Here is a 20,289-nt window from a genome sequence, read left to right as displayed (position 1 = left end):
TAACAGTACAAGCGGTTAAATTTTTCTAATTTTTTGCAGATTTTCTCTGTTTTTCGACCGCTTGCTAAGATGCGATAAGATGGAAAATACTTCACTAAAAATATATCATTGAAATCAAGAATAATACTTAAAAATTACTTGATTAATTTCTTTATTTTTAGTATATTTTGCACCCTGTTTATGTTCTGTAAACAGGTTCGTCCCGAAAGGGTGTTTTTTTATTTTAACGGAGCACTAATATGATCCAAGAACAGACTATGCTGGATGTTGCTGATAACTCAGGGGCTCGTAGCGTAATGTGTATCAAGGTTCTAGGTGGATCGCACCGTCGTTACGCTGCTATCGGCGATATCATCAAAGTTACTGTGAAAGAAGCAATTCCACGCGGTAAAGTTAAAAAAGGTGATGTGTTAAAAGCAGTTGTTGTGCGCACCAAGAAGGGTGTTCGTCGCCCAGATGGCGCAGTTATTCGTTTCGATGGCAATGCTTGTGTAATTTTAAACAATAACACTGAGCAACCAATCGGTACTCGTATTTTTGGACCGGTGACTCGTGAACTTCGTTCTGAGAAGTTTATGAAAATCATCTCTTTAGCTCCAGAAGTACTATAAGGAGAATGTAATGGCTGCAAAAATCCGTCAAAACGATGAAGTAATTGTTCTTACTGGTAAAGATAAGGGCAAACGTGGTAAGGTAACTAAAGTGTTACCAAATGGTAAAGTTTTTGTTGAGGGTATCAACATCGTAACTAAACACGAGAAACCAGTTCCTGCATTAGGTAAAGCTGGCGGTTTAGTGAAAAAAGAAGCTGCGATTGATGCTTCAAATGTTGCAATTTTCAACCCTGAAACCAACAAAGCTGACCGTGTAGGATTTAGAATTGAAGATGGTAAAAAAGTACGTTTCTTCAAATCTAACGAGAAATTAATTTAATTAACTGGAGTAATGTGATGGCGAAACTGCATGATTACTACAGAGATACAGTAGTTAATGAATTAAAAGAGAAATTCAACTACTCATCTGTCATGCAAGTCCCACGAATCGAAAAGATTACCCTGAATATGGGTGTGGGTGAAGCATTGACCGATAAAAAACTGTTAGATAACGCAGTAGCAGATCTAGCAGCAATTAGCGGTCAAAAACCATTAGTAACCAAAGCTCGCAAATCTGTTGCAGGCTTTAAAATCCGTCAAGGGTATCCAATCGGTTGCAAAGTAACCCTACGTGGTGAACGTATGTGGGAATTCTTTGAAAGATTGATTACTATCGCTGTTCCACGTATCCGTGACTTCCGTGGTTTAAACGCTAAGTCATTCGATGGTCGTGGTAATTACAGTATGGGTGTTCGTGAACAAATCATTTTCCCTGAAATCGACTACGATAAAGTAGATCGTGTGCGTGGTTTAGATATTACTATTACCACAACAGCGAAAAGTGATGAAGAAGGTCAAGCTTTATTAGCGGCTTTCAATTTCCCATTCCGTAAATAAGGTAGGTTATCGTGGCAAAACAATCAATGATCGCACGTGATGTAAAACGTGCTAAATTAGCTGATAAGTTCTACGCAAAACGTCAAGAGTTAAAAGCGATTATTTCAAATGAAAACTCTTCTGATGAAGAACGTTGGGATGCAGTGTTAAAGTTACAAACTTTACCACGTGATTCAAGTCCAATCCGTCAGCGTAATCGTTGCCGTCAAACTGGTCGTCCACATGGTGTACTTCGTAAGTTTGGTTTAAGCCGTATTAAAGTCCGTGAAGCTGCAATGCGTGGCGAAATTCCGGGTCTTAAGAAGGCAAGCTGGTAATAACCTCTTTTAATTTGGAATCATGGGAGTAAATACATGAGCATGCAAGATCCAATCGCAGATATGCTGACCCGTATTCGTAACGGTCAAGCTGCGAATAAAGTTGCAATCAGTATGCCTTCATCTAAGTTAAAAGTTGCTATCGCAAATGTTTTAGCTGAAGAAGGTTATATCGAAAGCGTTAAAGTTGTTGAAGGTGCAAAACCTGAACTGGAAATTACTTTAAAATATTTCCAAAACAAACCTGTTGTAGAAAGTATTCAACGTGTAAGCCGTCCAGGTCTTCGTATTTATAAACGTAAAGACGAATTACCAAAAGTTATGGGTGGTTTAGGTATTGCAGTTGTTTCTACATCTAAAGGTGTAATGACTGACCGTGCAGCTCGCCAAGCTGGTCTCGGCGGTGAAATTATCTGTTACGTAGCATAATAAAGGGGTAGGAAGAATGTCTCGTGTTGCAAAAGCACCTGTTAATATTCCTGCCGGTGTTGAGGTAAAACTTAACGGTCAGCTATTAACAGTTAAAGGTAAAAATGGCGAGTTATCTCGCGAAATTCACAACGCAGTTGAAGTAAAAAATGAAGATAACGCATTAACTTTTGCACCTCGTGAAGGTGTTGCTAATGCAGATGCACAAGCGGGTACTGCTCGTGCACTTGTTAATGCTATGGTTATCGGTGTTACTGAAGGCTTTACTAAGAAATTGCAATTAGTGGGTGTTGGTTATAGAGCTCAAATGAAAGGCAATGCTGTTGCTTTAAGTTTAGGTTTCTCACACCCTGTAGAACATGAGTTGCCAGCTGGCGTAACTGGTGAATGTCCATCACAAACAGAAATTATTCTGAAAAGTGCTGACAAACAGTTAATTGGTCAGGTAGCAGCAGATATTCGTGCATACCGCAAACCTGAGCCTTATAAAGGTAAAGGTGTACGTTACTCTGATGAGGTTGTACGTACTAAAGAAGCGAAGAAAAAGTAAAGTAAGGTAACACTATGGATAAGAAAATAGCTCGTATCCGTCGTGCAACCCGTGCACGTCATTTGATGAGAGAGCAAGGTGCAACACGTTTAGTTGTGCATCGCACACCTCGCCATATCTATGCGCAGGTAATTGCACCTAATGGCTCAGAAGTACTAGCAGCAGCTTCAACTGTTGAAAAAGTAATTAAAGAGCAAGTTAAATATACCGGTAATAAAGAAGCCGCAGCAGTAGTGGGTAAAATCGTAGCTGAGCGTGCAATTGCCAAAGGTATTCAAGCGGTTGCTTTTGATCGTTCTGGTTTCAAATACCACGGTCGTGTGCAATCATTAGCAGATGCTGCTCGTGAAGCTGGTCTACAGTTCTAATAGAGGAATTTGAGATGTCAAACATCGAAAAACAAGCTGGTGAACTGCAGGAAAAGCTAATCGCGGTTAACCGTGTTTCAAAAACCGTAAAAGGTGGTCGTATCATGAGTTTCACTGCTTTAACAGTAGTGGGCGATGGTAATGGTCGTGTTGGTTTTGGTTACGGTAAAGCACGTGAAGTTCCAGCAGCAATCCAAAAAGCGATGGAGAAAGCTCGTCGCAATATGATTAATGTAGCTTTAAATGAAGGTACATTACAACATCCTGTTAAAGGTTCTCATACTGGTTCACGCGTATTTATGCAACCAGCAAGCGAAGGTACTGGTATCATCGCAGGTGGTGCAATGCGTGCAGTATTAGAGGTTGCAGGTGTTCGTAACGTTCTTTCTAAAGCGTATGGTTCAACTAACCCAATTAATGTTGTTCGTGCAACAATTGATGCACTTGAAAACATGAAATCACCTGAAATGGTTGCTGCAAAACGTGGCAAAACAGTTGAAGAAATTTTGGGGTAATTGGATATGGCAAAAATTAAAGTAACTCAAACTCGTAGCTCTATTGCTCGTTTACCGAAACATAAAGCAACGTTAAAAGGCTTAGGTCTTCGTCATATTCGTCATACTGTAGAACTTGAAGATACACCGGCAGTGCGTGGTATGATCAATCAAGTATCTTATATGGTTAAAGTAGAGGAGTAATAGAATGCGTTTAAATTCTCTTTCTCCAGCTGAAGGTGCTAAGCACAGTGGAAAACGTTTAGGTCGCGGTATTGGTTCTGGTTTAGGTAAAACTGGTGGTCGTGGTCATAAAGGTCAAAAATCTCGTTCAGGCGGACGTGTTCGTCGTGGTTTCGAGGGTGGTCAAATGCCTTTATACCGTCGTTTACCAAAATTTGGTTTTACATCACTAAAATCATTCCATGTGGCTGAAATTCGTTTAAACGACTTAGCTAAAGTAGATGGTAACGAAGTAACTTTAGAAGCATTAAAAGCAGCTAATATTATTACTAAAGATATTTTATCAGCTAAAGTAATTTTAGCGGGTGAAATTGACAAAGCAGTTGTAATTAAAGGCTTACGTGTAACTAAAGGTGCTAAAGCTGCTATCGAAGCTGCTGGCGGTTCTATCGAGGAATAATAGATGGCAAAGCAACCAGGGTACCAAGGTAGTACACAAAAAGGGACTGGCGAGCTTAAATCAAGGTTGTTATTTGTTTTAGGTGCGTTAATCGTTTTCCGAATCGGTTCTTTTATACCTGTTCCTGGCATTGATGCTTCTGTATTATCCGAATTAATTCGACAACAGCAAGGCACCATCATTGATATGTTCAATATGTTCTCTGGTGGTGCTTTAAGCCGTGCATCTATATTTGCATTAGGTATTATGCCTTATATTTCAGCGTCAATTATTATTCAATTATTGACAGCGATTCACCCACCTTTAGCTGAATTAAAGAAAGAAGGTGAGGCAGGTCGTAGAAAAATTAGTAAATATACTCGTTACGGCACATTACTATTAGCATTTATTCAATCTATTGGTATTTCATTAGCCCTACCGAATATGGTACAAGGATTAGTTCCTAATCCAAATATCTTATTCTATATAACTTCTGTAATAAGCTTAGTAACAGGGACAATGTTCCTTATGTGGCTAGGTGAACAAATCACTGAGCGTGGTATCGGAAATGGTATCTCATTGATTATCTTTGCAGGTATTGTTGCGGATCTTCCGGCAACTATTGGGCAGACAATTGAACAAGCTCGCCAAGGTGAGTTGTCATTTATTGTATTACTATTAGTCGCAATAATTGCATTTGCAGTAACGTATTTTGTTGTCTTTGTTGAGCGTGGACAAAGAAGAATTGTTGTGAATTATGCAAGTCGCCAACAAGGTAGAATGATGGCACCTGCAAGATCTTCACACTTACCGCTAAAAGTTAATATGGCAGGGGTAATACCAGCAATTTTTGCTTCAAGTGTTATTTTATTCCCTGCAAGTATTACTCAGTGGTTTGGTCAAAGTGAGGGTTTCGAATGGTTATTTAACCTTTCACAACTATTACAGCCAGGTCAACCATTGTACATTGTCCTATTTACAATGGCAGTAATTTTCTTCGCATTCTTTTATACAGGAATGCAGTATAATCCTCGTGATACAGCGGATAATCTTAAGAAATCAGGTGCGTTTGTACCAGGTTATCGACCAGGCGAACAAACATCTCGTTACATTGATAAAGTAATGACACGTTTAACCTTAATCGGTGCGTTATATATTACTTTTGTTTGTTTGGTTCCTTACATCATTACATCATTATGGAAAGTTCCATTCCAATTAGGCGGAACTTCTTTATTAATTGTAGTGGTTGTTATTATGGATTTCATCGCACAGGTTCAGAGCCATTTAATGTCTCAACAATATGATTCTGTGTTGAAGAAAGCTAACTTAAAAGGCTTAGGTCAATAAGCCCTTAACAAAGGATAAGCAATGAAAGTTCGTGCTTCAGTTAAAAGAATGTGCCGTAATTGTAAAGTAATCAAGCGTGAAGGTGTGGTTCGTGTAATTTGTAGCGACCCTAAACACAAACAACGTCAAGGTTAATTTACGCATATTTCTTGCAAAGAACCCGCTGAGCAGTTATACTGCTCAGCTCATTCGTCCTGATATACTGTTTGAGTATCCTGAAACGGGCTTTTCAAGATCAGTATATCAATAAACTTAAATAATAGGAGTGCATAGTGGCCCGTATTGCAGGCATTAACATTCCTGATCAAAAACACACTGTAATCGCATTAACTGCTATTTATGGTATCGGTAAAACTCGTGCAAAAGCTATCTGTGCTGCAACGGGTATTGCTGAAGATGTAAAGATCAGAGAATTGTCTGAAGAGCAGATTGAAAAACTGCGTGAAGAAGTTGGTAAATTTACTGTCGAAGGTGATTTACGTCGTGAAGTAACTTTAAGCATCAAACGTCTTTTAGACTTAGGTTGCTACCGTGGTTTACGTCATCGTCGTAGTTTACCGGTACGTGGTCAACGTACTAAGACTAATGCGCGTACCCGTAAAGGTCCACGCAAACCGATCAAAAAATAGTCGGAGTAGATAAATAATGGCTAAAACACCAGTTCGCGCACGTAAGCGCGTTAAAAAACAGATTGCAGATGGCGTAGCTCATATCCACGCATCTTTCAATAACACAATCGTTACCATTACTGACCGTCAAGGTAATGCTCTTGCTTGGGCAACTGCAGGTGGTTCAGGTTTCCGTGGTTCTCGTAAATCAACTCCATTTGCTGCTCAAGTTGCTGCAGAGCGTTGTGCAGAAATGGTTAAAGAGTTTGGTTTAAAGAATTTGGAAGTTATGGTTAAAGGTCCGGGTCCGGGTCGTGAATCAACAATCCGTGCATTAAATGCAGCGGGTTTCCGTATCACGAACATTACAGATGTGACTCCGATTCCACATAACGGTTGTCGTCCACCGAAAAAACGTCGTGTATAATTGACGTTAGAATCATTGGAGAAAGAAAATGGCAAGATATTTGGGTCCTAAACTCAAGCTAAGCCGTCGTGAAGGTACTGATTTATTCTTAAAATCAGGCGTTCGTGCGATTGAATCAAAATGTAGAAATAGACTTGACGTAGCCCCTGGTCAACACGGTGCTCGCAAGCCACGTTTATCTGACTACGGTAGTCAGTTGCGTGAAAAACAAAAAGTTCGCCGTATTTATGGTATCTTAGAGCGTCAATTCCGTAACTATTATACAGAAGCAAACCGCTTAAAAGGTAATACCGGTGAGAACTTATTAGTATTATTAGAAGGTCGTTTAGATAACGTAGTTTATCGTATGGGTTTTGCTGCAACTCGTGCAGAAGCACGTCAGCTTGTTAGCCATAAATCAATCGTAGTAAATGGTCGTGTAGTAAACATTCCTTCATTCCAAGTTTCTGTTGATGATGTTGTTGCTGTTCGTGAAAAATCGAAAAAACAAGCACGTATTAAAGCATCATTAGAATTAGCGACTCAACGTGAAAAACCAACTTGGTTAGAAGTTGATGCGACTAAAATGGAAGGCGTATTTAAACGTCGTCCAGAGCGTTCAGATCTATCAGCAGATATTAATGAACATCTGATTGTTGAGCTTTACTCTAAATAATAGTTAGCTTAACCGCAAAGAGAGGAAAAAATGCAGGGTTCTGTGACAGAATTTTTAAAGCCGCACTTAGTGAATATTGAACAAATTAGTTCAACTCGCGCTAAAGTGACATTAGAGCCGTTAGAACGTGGTTTTGGCCATACATTAGGCAACGCACTTCGCCGCATTTTACTTTCATCTATGCCGGGTTGTGCAGTTACTGAAGTTGAAATTGATGGTGTATTACACGAATACAGCAGCAAAGAAGGCGTTCAGGAAGATATTCTTGAGGTATTATTAAACCTTAAAGGTCTAGCGGTGAAAGTGCAAAATAAAGATGATATTATTTTGACACTCAATAAATCTGGAATTGGCCCTGTAACTGCAGCCGACATCACACACGATGGCGATGTAGAAATCGTAAATCCCGATCACGTTATCTGTAATTTAACAGATAAGAATGCGTCAATTAGTATGCGTATTCGTGTACAACGTGGTCGTGGTTATGTACCTGCATCAGCACGTCTTCATACTCAAAACGATGACCGTCCAATCGGTCGTTTACTAGTTGATGCACGTTTTTCACCAGTAGATCGCATTGCTTACAATGTAGAAGCTGCACGTGTTGAACAACGTACAGACTTAGATAAACTTGTTATTGAGATGGAAACTAATGGTACGTTAGATCCAGAAGAAGCTATCCGTCGTGCTGCAACGATTTTAGCAGAGCAACTTGCTGCATTCGTTGATTTGCGTGATGTTCGTCAACCTGAAGTGAAAGAAGAAAAACCAGAATTTGATCCAATTCTTCTTCGTCCGGTAGATGACTTAGAGCTGACAGTTCGTTCTGCTAACTGTTTAAAAGCAGAGACAATTCACTATATTGGTGATTTAGTCCAACGTACAGAAGTTGAACTACTTAAAACGCCTAACTTAGGTAAAAAATCTCTTACAGAGATCAAAGATGTTCTAGCTTCTCGTGGCTTATCACTCGGTATGCGCCTTGAAAACTGGCCGCCTGCAAGCATTGCAGAAGACTAGTTTCGGTATAGATTTTCTAAGAAGGAATAGGTTATGCGCCATCGTAAGAGTGGACGTCAATTAAACCGTAACAGCAGCCATCGCCAAGCGATGTTCCGCAATATGGCAAGTTCTCTAGTTGAACACGAAATCATCAAGACAACTTTACCAAAAGCAAAAGAGTTACGTCGTGTAGTTGAGCCGTTAATTACTTTAGCTAAAGCAGACAGCGTTGCAAACCGCCGTTTAGCTTTTGCCCGTACACGCAACGTTGATACAGTTGCTAAATTATTCAATGAATTAGGTCCACGTTTTGCAAATCGTGCCGGTGGTTACACCCGCATCTTAAAATGTGGTTTCCGTGCAGGCGATAACGCACCAATGGCTTACATTGAGTTAGTAGATCGTCCGGAAGTTGCAGCAGAAGCAGCAGCGGAATAATCTAATTAAGTTTGAACCTAAAACCCCGATATTCTTATCGGGGTTTTCTTTTATATGCAGATCTTTATATACCTTGTTTTTTTGCAAAAAATCTGTATAATTTGACCGCTTGTTTTCCCTTTTGGGGCAAGTTCGTTACCCTCACCTCGAACGAGGGTTTATTTTTTACTATCAACATTTTAGAGGAAAGGTTATGGTAACCATTCGTTTAACTCGTGGCGGAGCTAAAAAACGCCCATTTTACCAAATCGTGGTAGCGGACAGCCGTTCACCTCGTGATGGTCGCTTTATCGAGCGTATCGGTTTCTTCAACCCATTAGCAGCAGGTCAAGCTGAGCGTTTACGTTTAGATGTGGCTAAAGTAGATGCTTGGGTTGCTAAAGGTGCTGATTTATCAGACCGTGTTGCTTCTTTAGTTAAAGAAGCTCGCAAAGCAGCTTAATTTTTTAAGCCAAAATTATATAAGTAGGTGAGTATGAGCGAACAAAAAATTGAAGTTGTCGGGAAATTAGGTTCAACCTATGGGATCCGTGGCTGGTTACGCCTCTATTCATCAACAGAACAATCTGAAAGTATTTTCGACTATCAGCCATGGTTCTTAAAAATCAAAGGGCAATGGCAGCCAGTCGAGCTCGAAGCTTGGCGTTATCACAGCAATGATTTGATTGTGAAATTAAAGGGTACAGAAGACCGTGAAGCTGCACAGTTATTAACTAATGCCGAAATTGGTGTGGATTTATCTGTGTTTCCTGAATTGGAAGAAGGGGATTACTATTGGCACGATTTAATCGGTTGTACAGTAGTAAACTTGGAAGGCTACACAATGGGAACTGTAACTGAAATGATGGAAACAGGCTCAAACGATGTGTTAGTGGTGCGTGCAAACAGCAAAGATGCTTTTGGTAAACAAGAACGATTAATTCCGTTCTTATACGAACAAGTAGTTAAAAGAGTAGATCTCGCCACCAAAACCATTACGGTGGAGTGGGATGCTGGTTTCTAACCTCAGGTATGCGGTTAGCTTTTAAAAGCATTTGAGGCATTAATGATGTGGATTGGTATCATTTCACTATTCCCTGAAATGTTTAAAGCAATCACCGATTTTGGGGTAACAGGACGTGCAGTTAAACAAAATCTGCTGCAAATAGAATGTTGGAATCCTCGCGATTTCACATTAGATAAACATAAAACCGTGGATGATCGCCCTTACGGTGGTGGTCCGGGAATGTTAATGATGGTTCAGCCTTTACGTGATGCAATTCGTGCAGCTAAAGAGGCAGCCAAAGCAGCAGATGGTGTAGAGGCTAAAGTAATTTACCTTTCACCGCAAGGTCGTAAACTTGATCAAGCCGGCGTGCAAACGTTAGCTTCAAATCAGAAACTGATTTTAATCTGTGGACGATATGAAGGGGTTGATGAGAGATTGATTCAAACTGAAGTTGATGAGGAATGGTCAATCGGAGATTACGTACTGACAGGGGGAGAACTGCCTGCAATGACATTAATTGATGCTGTTGCAAGGTTTGTTCCCGGTGTATTAGGCAAACAGGCTTCGGCGTTGGAAGATTCTTTCGCAGAAGGTTTATTAGATTGCCCGCATTATACTCGCCCTGAAGTGTTAGACGGTATGCCTGTCCCAGAAGTGCTGATGTCGGGACACCACGAGCAAATTCGCAAATGGCGGTTACAACAATCGCTTGAACGAACGTGGTTAAGACGCCCTGAGCTATTGGATAGCCTAGCTCTGACTGACGAACAGAGAGTGTTGTTGAATCAAATTAAAAAACAACACAAAATCAGTTAATTCTAGGATTATAGAAGGTTTTTAAAATGAGTAACATCATCAAACAACTTGAACAAGAACAGTTAAAACAAAATTTACCTAGCTTCCGTCCAGGTGATACATTAGAAGTTAAGGTATGGGTAGTAGAAGGTAGTAAAAAACGTTTGCAAGCGTTCGAAGGCGTGGTTATTGCAATTCGTAACCGTGGCTTGCACTCTGCATTCACACTACGTAAAGTTTCAAACGGCGTAGGCGTTGAGCGTACATTCCAAACTCACTCACCTGTAATTGATAGCATTGCTGTTAAACGTAAAGGTGCAGTACGTAAAGCTAAACTTTACTACTTACGTGAGCGTTCTGGTAAATCTGCACGTATCAAAGAGCGTCTTGGCGACTAATTTGCTACAACGCAGTGTGAAATGCATAAAAGCCTTGGGTTTTCCCCAAGGCTTTTGTTTTTGATGATAACAAGCGGTCATTTTTCCACATTCTTTTGCAAATAACGTTTCTCAAATTTTGCTTGATGACGTTCAACCACTTCTGTCATTGAGATGCCGTATTTATCGGCAAGTACAAATAAATTATCCATTACATCGCCTAGCTCTTCGATCAAATTTTCCCGTTTCTGTTGGTGGGAGGCTTCGCTTTCATCAGGTCGTTCACGCCCGATTTCAATGGCTCTTATTGCACAGGCAACCTCACCTATTTCTTCGGTGAGATAGGTTACTCGCATAAAGGGGCTACGCTCATACCAACCTTGTTGTTGATAAAACGCCCGAACCCATTGTTGATATTGTTCAATTTGCATCTTACTCCCTTATTTAAATAAACAAGCGGTTAAATTTACAAATTTTTTTGCAAATTTAACCGCTTGTAAGATTTACGACTATTCCGCTTCCGATAAAATAATCCAACCGCTGCCTAACCAATCGCAGATGGTATCTAGAATTAGTTCCAGCTCTGCTTGATCTTGCACTTTGGAAGCGAGCTTATTCCACGAAATTGAATCACCATTTGCGATGCGAGTAAGTAACGTCATTTCTGCTTCATTCAGCTCATCAATCCATTCGCCATTTACATAAACACGTTGTGGGTTTTCAGTATAAAGAATTTTCACATTCGCATCTTGTTGCAACCAGCCGCCTGCTTCTAACACTTCTTGAACTTCATCCGGATAATATTCATTATCTGTTTGTAGCAATTCATAGCGACGTGAGCTCACTGCTGTTGCCACACTATGAGTAAGTAGATCGTCAAATTGATCAGAATTTTGCAGTAGATCGATTAAATGATGTTTAAAGGTTTTAACCGTTTTCGGATCAAGTAATGCACTAGGTTGCTCATTCGGGCTTAAACGGAATGGAATATGAAATTCCGATGAATTAATCGTATCCGCTTGTTGCTCAATGGTTTTACAGAGGTTCTCTAATAAATCTGTTGCATTCGGATAACGTAGACCAAACGAGAATGTTAAGCCTTGATCGCTTTCTGATACGCCATAATGAGCCATTCTGGACGGCACATAAAGCACATCGCCCGGGTTCATCACTTCGTCTAATACCAACTCGCCCATATCATCAAAAATACGGATAGGTTGGTTTGGTTTAAATTCGGTACTTGGATCACACCATTTGCCAAGCTGCCAACGGCGTTGTCCATAGCCTTGAACGAGGAAAACATCGTATTCATCATAATGTTTTCCTACAGTGCCACCTAATGGCGAGCAGGACACCATAATATCATCACGTTGCCATTGTGGGATAAAACCGAAGGCTTGCCATAATTCTCCCAGTTCTGGCGACCATTGTTCAAGATTTTGCACCATAACAGACCATTGCTCCGGCAGATTCTGTAGATCTTCTTCTACAAGCGGGCTTGCTTTTACAGACCATTTATCCCCTTTGCATTGAATAAGGCGTGCAGTAACTTCCTCTTCTAAGGCTAATTCCATAATATCTTCCGGCTCAAATAAATCTACAATTTGAGGTAAGCCATTACGAATTAAAAGAGGACGTTTTTGCCAATATTCACGTAAAAATGTTTCAGGGCTAATGTTTTCAGGTAAGCAGAATGGAATGTTCATAAATGCTCCTTACGATTGTATTGCTTTAGTTTATTTAATATTCTACCTGAGAAATCGCAGAAAACGTGAAATTTTTTATGATTTAGCGACATCATTCACATTTTGGGTAAGAAAATAATGAAAAAGGCGAACATTGTTCGCCTTTGAGGGTTATTTAAGACCGAGTTTTTTCTCTAAATAGTGGATATTTGTGCCACCTTTGCGGAATTCGCTATCAGAAAGAATTTGTGTATGCAATGGAATATTTGTTTTAATTCCATCAACAATTGTTTCAGATAACGCATTTTCCATACGACGAATAGCAATATCACGATCTTCTGCAAAAGTGATGAGTTTACCAATCATTGAATCATAATGTGGTGGTACGCTATAGCCTGAGTAAATGTGAGAATCCCAACGTACACCTAAACCACCCGGTGCGTGTAAGCGTGTAATTTTGCCCGGAGACGGTAAGAAAGTCTGAGGATCTTCCGCATTGATACGACACTCAATAGCGTGTCCTTTCACTTTAATATCTTCTTGTTTAATAGAAAGTGGTAAACCGGCTGCAACACGCAGTTGCTCTTTCACTAAGTCCACGCCTGTGATCATCTCTGTAACAGGGTGTTCTACCTGTAAACGTGTGTTCATTTCAATGAAATAGAACTCGCCGTTTTCGTATAAAAACTCGAATGTACCTGCACCACGATAGCCGATTTCACGACAAGCATTTGCACAACGTTCACCGATGAATTTACGTAATTCTTCCGTAATACCCGGTGCCGGTGCTTCTTCCACCACTTTTTGGTGGCGACGTTGCATTGAGCAATCACGTTCCGCCAAATAAACGGCATTACCGTGTGTATCAGCAAGCACTTGAATTTCAATATGGCGTGGATTTTCTAAATATTTCTCCATATAAACCATATCGTTATTAAAGGCTGCTTTTGCTTCAGCTTTAGTCATTGCGATAGATTCTTCTAAATCTTTCTCGTGATGAACAACACGCATACCACGACCACCGCCACCGCCAGAGGCTTTGATGATAACAGGGTAGCCGATGCGGCTTGCAATTTCTCTGTTTTTCTTCGGATCAGTACCAATAGGACCATCAGAACCCGGTACGCAAGGCACGCCCGCTTTTTTCATCGCATTAATTGCAGATACTTTATCGCCCATTAAACGGATTACGTCAGCTGTTGGACCGATAAACACAAAACCTGATTTTTCAACTTGTTCTGCAAAGTTAGCATTTTCAGATAAGAAACCATAGCCCGGGTGAATTGCATCTGCATTTGTTACTTCTGCTGCCGCAATAATCATTGGGATATTTAAATAACTTTTAACAGAAGGAGCAGGACCAATACAGATAGTCTCATCTGCTAATAAAACATGTTTTAATTCACGGTCTGCTGTTGAGTGAACGGCAACCGTTTTAATGCCTAATTCTTTACAGGCTCGTAAAATGCGTAAAGCAATTTCGCCACGGTTTGCAATAACAACTTTTTCTAACATTGGGAGATTCCCTTGAAGTGAATTGGTTGGAAAGATGCCCCTATTAAATAAAATATAAGGGCAAACATAGATTATTCGATGATGAATAATTTTTGGTCGAACTCAACCGGTTCGCCATCATTAACTAAAATTTCTTTAACTACACCGGCTTTATCTGATTCAATGCGGTTCATCATTTTCATCGCTTCAACAATGCAGAGTGCATCGCCGATTTTCACGGTTTGACCTACTTCCACAAAGGCTTTCGCATCCGGGCTTGGGCTACGATAGAACGTACCTACCATTGGAGAACGTACAGCGTGTCCACTTACTTGCTCCGTTGCCGCATTAGAAGGGAAAGAGGCTGGTGCAGCAGGTTGTGGAGCGGCAGCAGGAGCAGAGGCAGCAACAGGTGCAGCTGCATATTGAACAGTAGGAGCAACAACTGCTGCTGGTGCAGCACGGCTAATACGTACTGTACCTTCTTCTTCAGACACTTCTAATTCAGTAATGCCAGATTCTTCAACTAATTCGATAAGTTTTTTGATTTTGCGAATATCCATAATAAGATTCCGTGTGTGATTAATAATAAAAATAGAACTCTGCATTTTTTATCGTAAATAATAGAATGCAGAGCTAAAAATTCTGGGTGTAGAATACCTGAATTTCACGGATTTTGCGAATAAAATCTCATAAATTTGGCGAAAATACGTGATTTTAGTATTCATCGTACCAGTTGGGGTAATCAAAATTTTACCGATAACAAGCGGTCAAAAATGGTAAATTTTTTGCAAATTTCAACTGCTTGTAACTTATTTGAGCAAATCCTCATTCTTCTTGTAGTTCCATTTGCTGCCCGGTTTGTCGATATATTGAAAATACTCATTTGTGAATGTGCCTTGTGCACAGGTTACTTTATCACGGCGAAAATTTACCGCTTTATCGCCAATGGCATTATTTAATGTATCTGGACCTGTCATTACAAATACACCACCCTCAATGCGACGGTTTTCAATATTGCTGATAATTAGCTCAAGCGTATCTTTTAAAATCCAGTTACCTTTTTCGCTTGCTAAGAAAAAGTTAGTATATTTATCACGGCGTTTGATTAATACCTCGCTATCGTTTTCATTAATAATTTTAGAAAGCGGGTAGACCAAATGCCCATCAATATCAATATAAATGCCGCCTTCTCTTAATAAAGTGAAGATTCGCCAGAAATCAGCTTGAGCTGCACCATCCGTAAGCTTGCTGTAAGCATTAAAAGTGCGTTCGTCTGCATTGGCTTTGATATAGGCCTCACGTTCTTCTGTGCTGACATAACGATAATCATAACTTAATGACATCAAGCGATTAAATAAATAATTGGCATACATTGGCAAGGTTACTTTATTTGAATAATTCGTTTGCCAAATTGTTTTGGTAATTTTTGTTGGCTTGTTAGAGCGAATTTTTGCTGGACTATATTCCGGAATCGTAAAGCGTTTTTTCGGAAACAGAGCGTGGAAAGGGTAGCTCAGCACCTTTACAATATTGCCAAATAAGCGAATCACACCGTTACAGATAACGATAAATTGTTCATTTTTAACTGCCATTTTATTACCTTATTTTTTTAATTGTGAAATCGCAAAATCCAACGCATATTCATAGCCTTTAACCCCCAAGCCACAAATAACGCCTTTTGCTATATCACTTAGATAGGAGTGATGGCGGAAAGGTTCACGGCTATGCACATTAGAAAGATGTACTTCAATAAAAGGAATTGAAACAGAGAGCAACGCATCACGAATTGCCACGCTGGTGTGAGTGAACGCTCCGGGGTTAATAATAATAAAATCGGTGTTCTGAAAAGCTTGATGAATACGGTTGATGATTGGTTCTTCACCATTCGCTTGGAAGCAATCTAGTTCTACCCCTTGCGATGAGGCTAAAGTTTTCAGATGGTTTTCAATATCTGCTAACGTTTGTGAACCGTAAATTTCAGGCTCACGCTTGCCAAGCATATTCAGGTTTGGACCGTTTAATAGTAAGATTTTTTTCATTACCTACTCCACACTTAATTCGTAGTTTAACCATTCACGATTTTCGGTTGCTCCTAAACGTTGATAGAAACGAATACTTCCCTCGTTCCAAGGGGCAACTGTCCATTTGATTATTGTGCAGCGATGTGCTTTTGCCTCCGCTTTTAAGGCTTCCATTAATGCTTCGCCCACTTTTTGATTACGAGCCGTTTCATCAACATACAACTCTTTCATATAAATAGCAGGACGATTTTGAGCGGTATAAGGCAGGAAGTAATAGACTAACATTCCTACAATCTTTCCTTCATTTTCTGCTACTAAACAGTAGAAATCAGGCGGATTTTTTCGAAAGCCAGATTCAACTACAACCTCAGGTGTAATTGCAAATGAATCGATATAATGCTCAAACTCAGCCAGTTTTTGCATTAGAGGGAAAACTTGATCGGTATCTTGTTCCGCCATTTTTCGGACGATTATTGCCATATATTTCCTTACAAGCGGTAAAAAAATCCCTCACTTTTGCAAAGTGAGGGAACATTTATTATTCTTCGATTGAACGTAAAAGTTCGTTTAAGCCTACTTTGCTAAGTGTTTTCTCATCAACTTTTTTCACAATCACCGCACAATAAAGGTTGTGTGAACCATCTTTAGATGGCAGTGAGCCTGAAACTACTACCGAGCCTGCCGGTACACGTCCGTAATGTACTTCGCCAGTTTCACGGTCGTAGATTTTGGTGGATTGACCAATAAATACGCCCATTGAGATCACGCAGTTATCTTCCACAATCACGCCTTCCACGATTTCAGAACGTGCACCGATAAAGCAGTTATCACCGATAATAGTTGGGTTTGCTTGTAACGGCTCTAATACGCCACCAATGCCCACACCGCCTGAAAGGTGTACGTTTTTACCGATTTGTGCACAAGAGCCTACGGTTACCCAAGTATCCACCATTGTGCCTTCGCCAACGTATGCACCGATGTTCACGAAAGATGGCATTAATACCACGTTTTTCTCGATGTGTGAACCTTTACGTACTACTGCACCCGGTACGGCACGGATGCCATCTGCTTTGAATTGTTCTTCCGTATAATTGCCGTATTTAGTTGGTACTTTGTCGTAGAATTTGGTTTCTGCACCGTCAATGATTTGGTTGTCTGCGATACGGAATGAAAGTAACACGGCTTTTTTCACCCATTGGTTTACGACCCATTCGCCATCTTTTTTCTCAGCCACACGCAAAGAACCGTTATCTAAACCAGCGATTACTTCCTCAATAGCCGCTTTGGTTTCTGCATCAACAGTTTTAGGTGTGATATCTGCACGGCGTTCAAATGCCGCTTCAATAATTGCTTGTAAAGACATTGTTGTGTTCCTTAATCAGTTAAAAATTTAAAGGGAAATACGGCTCACTTTTTAACATAGAAAGGCTTTTATTTCCACAAGAAAAAACATATCGCTGAAATTTAGTTTATAATTCAATCCATTGATTTTTAGCATACAAGCGGTCATTTTTGTGGAAAATTTTGCAGCTATTTTAACTGGTAAAACGCGAGTCCATTTGGTAGCGTTGCTAAATCCGCTTTCGGATAAACATTTCCTTCAGCCTGAAGTGGTTGAGGCGTTTTTGGCATTGCAACAAGGGGCAAAAGAGGCAGGTTTTAATCTTCAGCCAGCCAGTACCTTTCGGGATTTTGAACGCCAAAAATTAATTTGGAATATGAAATTCAACGGAGAACGTAAAGTTCACGATGATAATGGCACTGCGATTGATATGAGCCAACTCTCCGATTTCGAAAAATGCCAAGCAATGTTGCGTTGGTCGGCGGTTCCCGGTTCAAGCCGACATCATTGGGGGACGGAAATTGATATTTTCGACCCAGATTTGCTCCCTGAAAATACCCAACTTTTGTTAGAGCCTTGGGAGTATTTAGAAGGTGGCTATTTTGCTGAACTCACCGAGTGGCTACACGCTCACGCAGAACAATTTGGTTTTTATTTCCCCTTTGACGGCACGCATAATCGAGTCGGATTTGAGCCTTGGCATATCAGCTATCGCCCGATTGCGGCAGAATATGAAACATTATTTACCGATGAAATGCTGAAATCCGCTTGGCAAGACGAAGATGTCGCGGGCAAAGCCTGTTTACTTGCCCATTTTGATGAATTACTAAAATGATCCAATTAATTAACGAAACCGATAATCACGACAAATTCCAACATATTTGCGACAAATGGCAGCTAATTCATCAAGCTGATAGCTCCCTTGCGTTAGTTTTAACCGAAGAACGTTTGGAATTACGTAAGTTAGACGAGCCAAAACTTGGGGCAATCGCTGTGAATTTTGTAGATGGCACTATGGCTCATCGCCGAAAATTTGGCGGCGGACGGGGCGAAGCAGTGGCAAAAGCGGTCGGCATTAAAGGCGATTATTTACCTACAGTGATTGATGCTACGGCAGGCTTAGGGCGAGATGCGTTCGTATTAGCTGCCGTAGGTTGCAAGGTACTGTTAGTGGAGCGAAATCCTATTGTGGCGGCATTATTGGAAGATGGGCTAAATCGGGCTTATCAAGATCCAGAAATCGGCAGTTTTATGCAAGAACGAATGATTTTGGCGGATGTTCGCAACATTTCGCTGCTTGAACCACAACTGAATGCGGCAGATGTTGTTTATTTAGATCCGATGTATCCACACAAACAAAAAAGTGCCTTGGTAAAAAAAGAGATGCGAGTGTTTCAGCATTTAGTCGGGGCAGATTTAGATTCCGATGATTTTTTTCTGCCGGCAAAGGCGTTAGCGAAAAAACGAGTGGTGGTGAAACGCCCGGATTATGCTCCTTTTTTGGCAGATCAAAAACCGGATTTTTCCCATATGACGAAAAATCACCGTTTTGATATTTATCTTTCTCATCAAAAAAACGAATAAACAGGATCTTTTTGTCGTTTTTTACAAAACTTTAAAACAGAATGCGGTATATAAGATAGGCAAGCGGTTATTTTTACAGTAAAATTTACAAATTAGTTTATTTTTTATTTAGGGAAGGCGGTTATTGTGCCACAGCGTGATTATGTTGCTCGTTCAAACGAGAAAAAAAGTAAAAAAACACAAAAAGAAAGTGCGTTAAAAAAGGTTCTGATCCTAATTATTGGTTTGATTTTAGGTTGCGGTATTGCATTATGGCTTTTAAAAGCAAATGCACCGGCTCCAACAACTGTTTCGAATACAGCACAACCAGTTCAACAGCAGCCAAAAAGTCAATTGCCGAGCAGACCGGAGGAAAGCTGGAGTTATATTCGTGATTTGGAAACTCGCACGGTCATTACTGATAATAATCAAACTTCACAAGAACGTTTAGCTCAATTAACAGCTCAGCAAAAGCAACAAATTGAAGAAAGACGTAAACAAGAAGAAGCGCGTTTAGCTGAACAAGTACAGCAAAATTCAACAGTAGAAACTCCAGCAGAGACAACAGATAAGGCAACACAAGAGCCTCAATTAAGTGATGAGGCTCTGGCAGCAAAAAGAGCGGAAGAGGAAGCCTTAGCTCAAAAGAGAGCGGAAGAAAAGCGTAAACAAGCTGAATTGAAAAAACAGCAAGAAGCTAAAAAGGCTGAGCAAGCTAAGTTAGCAGAAGAAAAAGTGAAAAAAGAACAACCGGCTAAAATTGTTGCAAGTGCGGCAACACCGGCAGATAAAGCGGCAAATCAAGCAGGTAAATTCGGTTTACAATGTGGGGCATTTAAAAATAAAGCTCAAGCAGAAAATATGCAAGCACGCCTTGCTATGGCAGGATTTAATGCTCGAATTGCCAGCAGTGCAGATTGGAATCGTGTTTTTGTTGGTCCGGTTGGCGATAGAGCAGCAACTTCAAGAGCACAGTCAAATGCTCGTAGCGTAGCAGAATGTGTAATTGTAGCGATGTAATAATTTTAAATATAAATATAAATATAAATATAAATATAAATATAAAGTAAAAGAGAGCTATATAGCTCTCTTTTTGTTTAGGAAAATTATTTGTAGATTTATAATTATAAGATAAGTAATAGAAATGTTTAAACTAGCGTTAATAGAGTAGAGAATATTAGGGAAGTCCAATTATAGTGAATTAAGCTAAATTATGAGTACCTTGGCATAGTAGACAAAATAGTTGCTAACCTTATTTTTTGATTAGGTTAGTA

The 20,289-nt window shown here is 40.1% G+C and carries 32 protein-coding genes; 24 read left to right on the top strand and 8 right to left on the bottom strand.

The window, feature by feature from the left end; genetic code table 11:
* Positions 1–239 precede the first annotated feature (239 nt).
* The 21 genes from rplN to rplS all read left to right on the top strand — a co-directional run bounded on the left by rplN (position 240) and on the right by rplS (position 10,928).
* A complete protein-coding gene (rplN, locus tag V6W77_RS10265; protein WP_005711998.1) occupies positions 240–611 on the top strand; it encodes a 50S ribosomal protein L14 in 372 nt (123 codons plus the stop codon).
* Between the two features lie 10 nt (positions 612–621).
* A complete protein-coding gene (rplX, locus tag V6W77_RS10260) occupies positions 622–933 on the top strand; it encodes a 50S ribosomal protein L24 (RefSeq protein ID WP_283386706.1) in 312 nt (103 codons plus the stop codon).
* Positions 934–950: 17 nt separating this feature from the next.
* A complete protein-coding gene (rplE, locus tag V6W77_RS10255) occupies positions 951–1,490 on the top strand; it encodes a 50S ribosomal protein L5 (RefSeq protein ID WP_025236914.1) in 540 nt (179 codons plus the stop codon).
* An 11-nt stretch (positions 1,491–1,501) separates the two neighbouring features.
* The gene (gene rpsN / locus V6W77_RS10250) at positions 1,502–1,807 is read left to right on the top strand and encodes a 30S ribosomal protein S14 (protein WP_025216415.1); all 306 of its coding nucleotides are present in this window, start codon (positions 1,502–1,504) and stop codon (positions 1,805–1,807) included.
* Positions 1,808–1,843: 36 nt separating this feature from the next.
* Entirely contained in the window at positions 1,844–2,236 is a 393-nt protein-coding gene (gene rpsH / locus V6W77_RS10245) for a 30S ribosomal protein S8 (protein ID WP_025216416.1), read from the top strand.
* A gap of 16 nt (positions 2,237–2,252) precedes the next feature.
* Complete coding sequence (gene rplF / locus V6W77_RS10240; protein ID WP_025236913.1) at positions 2,253–2,786, top strand: 50S ribosomal protein L6; 534 nt, start codon at positions 2,253–2,255, stop codon at positions 2,784–2,786.
* A 14-nt stretch (positions 2,787–2,800) separates the two neighbouring features.
* Entirely contained in the window at positions 2,801–3,154 is a 354-nt protein-coding gene (gene rplR, locus V6W77_RS10235; protein ID WP_025236912.1) for a 50S ribosomal protein L18, read from the top strand.
* Between the two features lie 14 nt (positions 3,155–3,168).
* Positions 3,169–3,669 carry a 30S ribosomal protein S5 gene (gene rpsE / locus V6W77_RS10230; protein WP_005705945.1) on the top strand — a complete coding sequence of 167 codons (501 nt, stop codon included), beginning with the start codon at positions 3,169–3,171 and terminating at the stop codon, positions 3,667–3,669.
* A 6-nt stretch (positions 3,670–3,675) separates the two neighbouring features.
* Positions 3,676–3,852, top strand: coding sequence for a 50S ribosomal protein L30 (gene rpmD / locus V6W77_RS10225; RefSeq protein WP_006250021.1), 177 nt, complete (start codon positions 3,676–3,678; stop codon positions 3,850–3,852).
* Positions 3,853–3,856: 4 nt separating this feature from the next.
* A complete protein-coding gene (rplO, locus tag V6W77_RS10220) occupies positions 3,857–4,291 on the top strand; it encodes a 50S ribosomal protein L15 (RefSeq protein WP_025236911.1) in 435 nt (144 codons plus the stop codon).
* Positions 4,292–4,294: 3 nt separating this feature from the next.
* Entirely contained in the window at positions 4,295–5,617 is a 1,323-nt protein-coding gene (secY, locus tag V6W77_RS10215; protein WP_025236910.1) for a preprotein translocase subunit SecY, read from the top strand.
* 21 nt (positions 5,618–5,638) lie between these two features.
* A complete protein-coding gene (gene rpmJ, locus V6W77_RS10210; RefSeq protein ID WP_006250018.1) occupies positions 5,639–5,752 on the top strand; it encodes a 50S ribosomal protein L36 in 114 nt (37 codons plus the stop codon).
* 137 nt (positions 5,753–5,889) lie between these two features.
* Positions 5,890–6,246 (top strand): 30S ribosomal protein S13, encoded by a 357-nt coding sequence (gene rpsM, locus V6W77_RS10205; protein ID WP_005599322.1) that lies wholly within the window; start codon positions 5,890–5,892, stop codon positions 6,244–6,246.
* A gap of 16 nt (positions 6,247–6,262) precedes the next feature.
* Entirely contained in the window at positions 6,263–6,652 is a 390-nt protein-coding gene (gene rpsK / locus V6W77_RS10200) for a 30S ribosomal protein S11 (RefSeq protein WP_005705959.1), read from the top strand.
* Positions 6,653–6,680: 28 nt separating this feature from the next.
* A complete protein-coding gene (gene rpsD, locus V6W77_RS10195) occupies positions 6,681–7,307 on the top strand; it encodes a 30S ribosomal protein S4 (RefSeq protein WP_006250017.1) in 627 nt (208 codons plus the stop codon).
* 30 nt (positions 7,308–7,337) lie between these two features.
* Positions 7,338–8,327: a DNA-directed RNA polymerase subunit alpha gene (locus tag V6W77_RS10190; protein WP_025236909.1), complete on the top strand. Its 990-nt coding sequence runs from the start codon at positions 7,338–7,340 to the stop codon at positions 8,325–8,327.
* A 33-nt stretch (positions 8,328–8,360) separates the two neighbouring features.
* On the top strand, positions 8,361–8,747 hold the full coding sequence (gene rplQ / locus V6W77_RS10185) for a 50S ribosomal protein L17 (protein ID WP_027073865.1): 387 nt from the start codon (positions 8,361–8,363) through the stop codon (positions 8,745–8,747).
* A 193-nt stretch (positions 8,748–8,940) separates the two neighbouring features.
* Entirely contained in the window at positions 8,941–9,189 is a 249-nt protein-coding gene (gene rpsP / locus V6W77_RS10180; RefSeq protein WP_005599334.1) for a 30S ribosomal protein S16, read from the top strand.
* Between the two features lie 33 nt (positions 9,190–9,222).
* On the top strand, positions 9,223–9,750 hold the full coding sequence (gene rimM, locus V6W77_RS10175) for a ribosome maturation factor RimM (protein WP_025236907.1): 528 nt from the start codon (positions 9,223–9,225) through the stop codon (positions 9,748–9,750).
* 45 nt (positions 9,751–9,795) lie between these two features.
* On the top strand, positions 9,796–10,551 hold the full coding sequence (trmD, locus tag V6W77_RS10170; RefSeq protein ID WP_334247952.1) for a tRNA (guanosine(37)-N1)-methyltransferase TrmD: 756 nt from the start codon (positions 9,796–9,798) through the stop codon (positions 10,549–10,551).
* Positions 10,552–10,577: 26 nt separating this feature from the next.
* On the top strand, positions 10,578–10,928 hold the full coding sequence (gene rplS, locus V6W77_RS10165) for a 50S ribosomal protein L19 (RefSeq protein WP_025236905.1): 351 nt from the start codon (positions 10,578–10,580) through the stop codon (positions 10,926–10,928).
* A gap of 77 nt (positions 10,929–11,005) precedes the next feature.
* Here the strand turns inward: rplS and V6W77_RS10160 are convergent, their stop codons facing one another.
* The 8 genes from V6W77_RS10160 to dapD form a co-directional block, all read right to left on the bottom strand.
* Positions 11,006–11,338 (bottom strand): MazG-like family protein, encoded by a 333-nt coding sequence (locus tag V6W77_RS10160; RefSeq protein WP_334254571.1) that lies wholly within the window; start codon positions 11,336–11,338, stop codon positions 11,006–11,008.
* A gap of 78 nt (positions 11,339–11,416) precedes the next feature.
* Positions 11,417–12,613, bottom strand: coding sequence for a ribosomal protein uL16 3-hydroxylase (locus V6W77_RS10155; protein ID WP_334254570.1), 1,197 nt, complete (start codon positions 12,611–12,613; stop codon positions 11,417–11,419).
* A 150-nt stretch (positions 12,614–12,763) separates the two neighbouring features.
* A complete protein-coding gene (gene accC / locus V6W77_RS10150) occupies positions 12,764–14,107 on the bottom strand; it encodes an acetyl-CoA carboxylase biotin carboxylase subunit (RefSeq protein ID WP_025236902.1) in 1,344 nt (447 codons plus the stop codon).
* A 71-nt stretch (positions 14,108–14,178) separates the two neighbouring features.
* Positions 14,179–14,649 (bottom strand): acetyl-CoA carboxylase biotin carboxyl carrier protein, encoded by a 471-nt coding sequence (accB, locus tag V6W77_RS10145; RefSeq protein ID WP_334237808.1) that lies wholly within the window; start codon positions 14,647–14,649, stop codon positions 14,179–14,181.
* 249 nt (positions 14,650–14,898) lie between these two features.
* Positions 14,899–15,681 (bottom strand): glycosyltransferase family 32 protein, encoded by a 783-nt coding sequence (locus V6W77_RS10140; RefSeq protein ID WP_334254569.1) that lies wholly within the window; start codon positions 15,679–15,681, stop codon positions 14,899–14,901.
* Between the two features lie 9 nt (positions 15,682–15,690).
* Positions 15,691–16,128, bottom strand: coding sequence for a type II 3-dehydroquinate dehydratase (gene aroQ, locus V6W77_RS10135; RefSeq protein WP_334254568.1), 438 nt, complete (start codon positions 16,126–16,128; stop codon positions 15,691–15,693).
* Between the two features lie 3 nt (positions 16,129–16,131).
* On the bottom strand, positions 16,132–16,590 hold the full coding sequence (locus tag V6W77_RS10130) for a GNAT family N-acetyltransferase (protein ID WP_334254567.1): 459 nt from the start codon (positions 16,588–16,590) through the stop codon (positions 16,132–16,134).
* A 58-nt stretch (positions 16,591–16,648) separates the two neighbouring features.
* Complete coding sequence (gene dapD, locus V6W77_RS10125; protein WP_025236897.1) at positions 16,649–17,473, bottom strand: 2,3,4,5-tetrahydropyridine-2,6-dicarboxylate N-succinyltransferase; 825 nt, start codon at positions 17,471–17,473, stop codon at positions 16,649–16,651.
* 151 nt (positions 17,474–17,624) lie between these two features.
* Here dapD and V6W77_RS10120 point away from each other — a divergent pair, with 151 nt between their 5' ends.
* The 3 genes from V6W77_RS10120 to ftsN all read left to right on the top strand — a co-directional run bounded on the left by V6W77_RS10120 (position 17,625) and on the right by ftsN (position 20,035).
* Entirely contained in the window at positions 17,625–18,287 is a 663-nt protein-coding gene (locus tag V6W77_RS10120; RefSeq protein WP_334254566.1) for a M15 family metallopeptidase, read from the top strand.
* Complete coding sequence (locus V6W77_RS10115) at positions 18,284–19,036, top strand: class I SAM-dependent methyltransferase (RefSeq protein ID WP_334254565.1); 753 nt, start codon at positions 18,284–18,286, stop codon at positions 19,034–19,036. The genes V6W77_RS10120 and V6W77_RS10115 overlap by 4 nt, the downstream gene beginning before the upstream one ends.
* Positions 19,037–19,162: 126 nt before the next feature.
* Complete coding sequence (gene ftsN, locus V6W77_RS10110) at positions 19,163–20,035, top strand: cell division protein FtsN (RefSeq protein WP_334229798.1); 873 nt, start codon at positions 19,163–19,165, stop codon at positions 20,033–20,035.
* Positions 20,036–20,289: the final 254 nt, after the last annotated feature.

It is taken from the genome of Mannheimia indoligenes (assembly GCF_036880405.1).
GTDB lineage: Bacteria > Pseudomonadota > Gammaproteobacteria > Enterobacterales > Pasteurellaceae > Mannheimia > Mannheimia indoligenes.
The sequence above is the reverse complement of the archived record's forward strand: the minus strand, read 5'-3'. Positions and strand labels throughout refer to the sequence as shown.